General features: G+C 50.1%; 1 tRNA gene and 1 rRNA gene. Both read left to right on the top strand.

From position 1 onward, the window contains the following. Nucleotides 1-83, top strand: a 16S ribosomal RNA gene (locus F3J41_RS23225); the annotation flags it as partial. A gap of 86 nt (nt 84-169) precedes the next feature. Further along, a tRNA-Glu gene (locus F3J41_RS23220) sits at nt 170-245 on the top strand. Nucleotides 246-519: the final 274 nt, after the last annotated feature.

Here is a 519-nt window from a genome sequence, read left to right as displayed (position 1 = left end):
CGCTTACCACTTTGTGATTCATGACTGGGGTGAAGTCGTAACAAGGTAACCGTAGGGGAACCTGCGGTTGGATCACCTCCTTACCTGAAGATACTTTCCCGCGAAGTGCTCACACAGATTGTCTGATGAAAAAGTAATGAGCAAAGCGTCTTACGAAAGAGACTTCAGTGTCCCCTTCGTCTAGAGGCCTAGGACACCGCCCTTTCACGGCGGTAACAGGGGTTCGAATCCCCTAGGGGACGCCACTTGCTGGTAATGAGTGAAAGGCGTTACCGATAATACTTCAGAGTGTGCCGATTAAGCATGCTGCGAAGTATTTGCTCTTTAACAATCCGGAACAAGCTGAAAATTGAAACGACGCGTCGTATTCATTCTCCGTAATAAGAATGAAGTGGCGATGCGTTCGAGTCTCTCAAATGCTTGCAGTCCGCAGCGTTGCAAAACGCCTGTGGGTTGTGAGGTTAAGCGACTAAGCGTACACGGTGGATGCCCTGGCAGTCAGAGGCGATGAAGGACGTG

The sequence above is a fragment of the Pantoea sp. Ap-870 genome (assembly GCF_011752515.1).
GTDB classification, from domain to species: Bacteria; Pseudomonadota; Gammaproteobacteria; order Enterobacterales; family Enterobacteriaceae; genus Pantoea; species Pantoea dispersa.
Note: the sequence above shows the minus strand (reverse complement) of the source record. Positions and strands in the feature narration are given on the sequence as shown.